The organism is Nocardia cerradoensis NBRC 101014 (assembly GCF_000308535.1).
Classification (GTDB): Bacteria; Actinomycetota; Actinomycetes; order Mycobacteriales; family Mycobacteriaceae; genus Nocardia; species Nocardia cerradoensis.
This window is the reverse complement of record NZ_BAFW01000120.1, coordinates 1-3,855: the sequence shown is the minus strand read 5'-3', so window position 1 is coordinate 3,855 and position 3,855 is coordinate 1. Positions and strand designations below refer to the sequence as shown.

The window sequence follows — 3,855 nt, the reverse complement described above, 5'->3', positions numbered from 1 at the left end:
GGTGCGATTGTCCCGCACTTCGTGTTCGAGCGCGGTGCGGACCTGGGCCGCTGTCGTCGGGTCTGCAAGCGCGCGCAGCCGTTTTGCGCCGCGTCGTCGTCGTGTCGAGAGTGAGTCTGTCAGTAGAGTCAATGCGTCAGTGCGCGTCAGCGTCATCGAGTTCGGTCATCCGTGTTTCATAGCTTGTCGATCCATCGCGGATACTTCCATGCCGCACCGACAAAGACAGACCCTCTTCCTCCGCGAACCCCCAGCCGCGCCGCCCATTTCGCGATTCCGGCTATTTTGCTGGTGTCGAATCGTCTGCGCAGCCAGCCCCACGCGTGCTGGAGGGCTGTCGCGTAGCGGTTCTGGTTTCCGCCCGAGGCCGCCATCTGGGCGGCGTCGCGGCCTTCGCCGACTGCCGGCAACTCCCCATCGGCTGGAGTACCTGAATCCCCAATGTGACGGTAAAGTAACGATTCTGACCCGATTCCCACAGTCGGCAACCGGCTGACCTGCGGAAATGTTTCGGGGCAGCGCAATCCGATCGCTATGTCGGGTGATCGATCCGATGGGAAATAGATGAGATTCACCAACTTTGTCGGCACCTCGCTGATCGCCATCGCGGCGACGAGTATCGCCTACGGTACCGCTTACGCCGAGCCTGCCGCGCCCGCGCCGGCGCCGAGTCAGGTTCAGACCGAGCAGAGCCCGGCCGTGCACGGCACGGACCAGGGTGTCGGCTACACCACCGAACTCGCCGATGTGGGCAACAAGATCGTGACCACGGTGACGGGTGGCAAGTTCGCCCTCACCTCGGACAAGTCGGCGGTCACCCTGACCAACGACAAGGGTGCCGTGGTGATGAGCTACCCGCTCTCGGCCAAGGGGCCCAACGGCACCACCGTCGCCGCCGCGGTGACCGAGGACGGCACCAGCTTGACGCTGACCCCGCAGGGGCAGCCGATCTCGTCGGTGAAGAACATCTCCGGTCAGGACTGGTTCTTCTCCGAGCTGCAGCACGCCTCGCTGGGCGCCGCGGTCGGTGCGGTGATCGGCTTCCTGGTCGGCCTGATCTTCATCGGCGTCGGCTCGATCCCGGGCGCGGTCCTGGGTGGCGTGATCGGCCTGCTGGTCGCGGGCGGGCAGCCGCTGATCGACTCCGCGTTCGCGTACTTCAGCGGCAACTGACACCGAAAGTGTTGCGACACTGAAGGTTCTGATTCTCGGCGGCACCCGGGAAGCCCGGCAGCTCGCCGATATCGCCTCCGGCGAGCGAGGATTCGACATCGTCTCCTCGCTCGCCGGCCGTGTGCGCGAACCCGTCCTCCCCGCCGGCGCGGTGCGGATCGGCGGTTTCGGCGGCGCAGAGGGCCTGCGGAAGTGGCTGGCGGACAATGCGATCGACGCGATCGTCGACGCCACCCATCCCTTCGCGGGCACCATTTCCGCGCATGCGGCCGCCGCGGCACGAGCGGCTGGGGTGCCGATCGTGCACCTGCGCCGGCCGGGCTGGTCCGAACAACCCGGTGACCGGTGGTCGCGGGTGCCGGATCTGGCCGCCGCCGCTCGCGCGGTGGCCGCATTCGACCGCGTCTTCCTCACCGTCGGCCGCCAGGGCGTGGCCGCCTTCGCCGAGCTCGGTGAGCCGTGGTTCCTCATCCGCGCCATCGATCCGCCCACCGGACCCGTTCCGCCGCAGCATCTTCTGTTTCTCGCCCGTGGCCCGTTCACGGTGGCGCAGGAGGTCGATCTGCTGCGCGAGCACCGCATCGCCGCGATGGTGACCAAGGACAGCGGTGGCGAGCTCACCGCGGCCAAGCTGACCGCTGCCCGGACCTGCGGCATTCCGGTGGTGGTCGTCGATCGGCCACCGGTGCCCGAGGATGTCGAGTGTGTGGAATCCGTGGCGGCGGCGTGGGAGTGGTTGAACGCGCGCTGACGCCGGTAGGCGCAGTGTCCGAGCGGATTACCGGTCGGCCGCGACCGTCGCCGCGTCGTCCTTCGCTGCCTGCCCGTACCGTCGTGAGGTGAAAACCCGTGTCCCGTGCGGGGTCTCCACCGTGGCGGTGGTGGAGGCGCCGATGATGAGCAGTGTGCGCATGTCGACCTCGTCCGGGTTCAGTTCGGCCAGGGTCGTCACGCGCACCGATTCGCTCGGCCCGCCGACGTCGCGGCCGAGGACCACCGGTGTGTCCGGGCCGCGGTGCTCGAGGACGAGCTCGCGCAGGGCGCCCACCTGCCACCGCCGCTGGGTGGAGGCCGGGTTGTAGATCGCGATCGCCATATCGGCGGCGGCGACCGCCGAAATGCGTTGTGCCACGGTCTCCCACGGTTTGAGGCGATCCGAGAGCGAGATCATCGCGAAATCGTGGCCGAGGGGTGCGCCGATGCGGGCGGCGACGGCACTGGCCGCGGTGACGCCGGGCAGCACCCGTACGGGCACATCACGCCATTGCGGATCCGCGGACTCCTCGACGACCGCGGCGGCCATCGCGAAAACGCCGGGATCGCCGGAGGACACGACCACCACGCGGGCGCCGGATTTCGCCAGATCCAAGGCCATGGCGGCGCGTTCGGATTCGACCCGGTTGTCGCTGAGATGGCGGCGTTGCCCGGGGCGGACCAGCACGCGATTCACGTAGGTGGTGTAGCCGACGATGTCGGTCGCCGCCGCCAAGGCGCGAGTGACCTCGGGCGTGGTCCACTGCGCGGAGCCGGGCCCCAGTCCGACGACCACGACCTCACCGACCTCGGGGGCGGGGGAGGCGGGCGAAATGCCCTGGGCCGCAGCGGGTTCGGCGGTGGTGAACGGTATCTCGGTGGTCGGGGTGGGGCCGGGCACCACGGTGATGGCGAAATACGGCACCTCGTCGTCGGAGACGTCGGCGGCGCGCAGGATCCGCTGCCGCCCGGTGCTGGCGCGTTCCACGTAGTAGGCGTCGTCGAGCCGCCCGGCCTTCGAAAGCGCTTGCCGCACACCGGGATAGGTGCGGCCGAGTTTCATGATCGCCGCGGCGTCGGCGTCGGCGAGGCGTTCGGCGAGCTGATCCGGCGGCATGGTCCCGGGCAGCACCGTCAGCACCTGCTCACCCTCCACCAACGGTGTGCCGAGCGCGGCGGAGGCGGCGCTGACCGAGGTGATGCCCGGGATGATCTCCGCGGGGAACCGGTCGGCCAGGCGCCGGTGCATATGCATGTACGAGCTGTAGAACAGCGGATCGCCGGCCGCCAGCAGCGCGACGGTGCGGCCCGCGGCCAGATGGCCGGCCAGCAGGTCGGCGGCGCGTTCGTAGAATTCGTCGATCGCGCCCTGATAGCCGCCCGGATGGTCGGTGGTCTCGGTGGTCACCGGGTAGACGAGATGTTCCTCCAGCTGACCGGGCCGCATATACGGCGCCGCGATCGAGCGCGAGATGCTGCGACCGTGGCGAGCGCTGTGAAAGGCGATGACATCGGCCGATTCGATGATGCGGGCCGCCTTCACCGTCACCAGCTCCGGGTCGCCGGGGCCCAGGCCCACACCCCACAGCTTTCCGGGAATCACACCCTGAGCGCTCATGCTGTGCCCGTCGAGGAATGAGCTCGGGCGCTCCGTGGTGACGCGCGCTGCCTCCTCCGCACCCTGAGCGCTCATTCCTGCTCACTCGCGATCGCGTTGAGGGCGGCGGCGGTGATGGCGCTGCCGCCGCGACGGCCGTGCACGGTGAGATATTCGACGTCGCCGTATTCGGCCAGGGCCTGCTTGGATTCGGCGGCGCCGACGAAGCCCACCGGGATTCCCAGCACCGCGGCCGGGCGAGGGGCGCCCGCGTCGAGCATGTCCAGCAGATGGAACAGCGCGGTCGGGGCGTTGCCGATCGCGACCACGGC

General features: G+C 69.2%; 5 protein-coding genes. 2 read left to right on the top strand and 3 right to left on the bottom strand.

The window, feature by feature from the left end; genetic code table 11:
- Positions 1–176: 176 nt before the first annotated feature.
- On the bottom strand, positions 177–575 hold the full coding sequence (locus tag ON23_RS37880; protein WP_157170214.1) for a hypothetical protein: 399 nt from the start codon (positions 573–575) through the stop codon (positions 177–179).
- Here ON23_RS37880 and ON23_RS12735 point away from each other — a divergent pair.
- Together ON23_RS12735 and ON23_RS12730 are read left to right on the top strand one after the other, a co-directional pair.
- A complete protein-coding gene (locus tag ON23_RS12735) occupies positions 565–1,173 on the top strand; it encodes a DUF8020 domain-containing protein (protein WP_039778336.1) in 609 nt (202 codons plus the stop codon). The two genes, ON23_RS37880 and ON23_RS12735, sit on opposite strands and share 11 nt — an antisense overlap.
- Positions 1,174–1,192: 19 nt before the next feature.
- Positions 1,193–1,924: a cobalt-precorrin-6A reductase gene (locus ON23_RS12730; RefSeq protein ID WP_039778335.1), complete on the top strand. Its 732-nt coding sequence runs from the start codon at positions 1,193–1,195 to the stop codon at positions 1,922–1,924.
- A gap of 27 nt (positions 1,925–1,951) precedes the next feature.
- Here the strand turns inward: ON23_RS12730 and cobJ are convergent, their stop codons facing one another.
- Both cobJ and ON23_RS12720 read right to left on the bottom strand, forming a co-directional pair.
- Entirely contained in the window at positions 1,952–3,544 is a 1,593-nt protein-coding gene (cobJ, locus tag ON23_RS12725) for a precorrin-3B C(17)-methyltransferase (RefSeq protein ID WP_051042593.1), read from the bottom strand.
- 71 nt (positions 3,545–3,615) lie between these two features.
- On the bottom strand, positions 3,616–3,855 hold a 240-nt coding region (locus ON23_RS12720; RefSeq protein WP_039778334.1), incomplete at its 5' end, for a precorrin-8X methylmutase.

What these genes read in the sequence shown, in the direction of transcription:
- ON23_RS12735 (WP_039778336.1), top strand. Translation starts at nt 565, where the DNA reads ATGAGATTCACCAACTTTGTCGGCACCTCGCTGATCGCCATCGCGGCG.
- cobJ (WP_051042593.1), bottom strand. Translation starts at nt 3,544, where the DNA reads ATGAGCGCTCAGGGTGTGATTCCCGGAAAGCTGTGGGGTGTGGGCCTG.